The organism is Sulfuricurvum sp. IAE1 (assembly GCF_004347735.1).
GTDB lineage: Bacteria > Campylobacterota > Campylobacteria > Campylobacterales > Sulfurimonadaceae > Sulfuricurvum.
In genome coordinates, this window is sequence record NZ_SLTI01000025.1 from 1 (window position 1) to 697 (window position 697).

Consider the following 697-nt stretch of genomic DNA (forward strand, 5'->3'; position numbering starts at 1 on the left):
GCCGTGGAATTACAAAGACGGAGCACCGGCATCTTTATAATAAAATGTAATCGATTTTGTGCAGTCAGGGGCTACGCATGCTTGCCGGAAGGACACATTTGTTACAATATATTTTTCTATCACAAAGGAACGGAATATGATTAAAGCCAGCTATAAGATAGAGCCGATTGGAATCGTACGCTCCGAACTTGTCAATTGCGAGGCAGCGCCCCACCAGGGGAACGAAGGCGCACCGGACGCATGGCTCGAAGTGAACACAACGGTTGCAGAAGCACTTGAAGGTATCAAACCAGGCGATGAAATTATCGTTATTACCTGGTTTCACAAGGCTCATCGAAATACATTGAAGCTGCATCCTCGAGGGGACAAAAGTATGCCTCTGAAGGGCTCCTTTGCAACGCGGTCTCCTGATAGACCAAATCCAATTGGATTGCACCGGGTTACGGTTCTTGAAATCACCGGGAATAGATTAAAAGTGGGCCCTATAGAAGCTGTTGATGGAACACCCGTAATCGATATCAAGCCAGCACTTCCCCGAACAGAAGACTCATAACAAGAGTGGATAACCTATGCAATTCAACAAAACCCGATGAACAAGCAGGAATTATATGACGAACCCAGGTTAGTGGAGTGCTCTTCCCCTTTGGAAATGACAACCTAAAAATGACCCGGTGTGATCACGCAAAAATGACCCACC

Annotated in this window: 1 protein-coding gene; it reads left to right on the forward strand. The window is 46.3% G+C overall.

Annotated features, from left to right (window positions below; genetic code table 11):
• Window positions 1-136 precede the first annotated feature (136 nt).
• Complete coding sequence (gene tsaA / locus E0765_RS04530; RefSeq protein ID WP_132812038.1) at window positions 137-553, forward strand: tRNA (N6-threonylcarbamoyladenosine(37)-N6)-methyltransferase TrmO; 417 nt, start codon at window positions 137-139, stop codon at window positions 551-553.
• Window positions 554-697 lie beyond the last annotated feature (144 nt).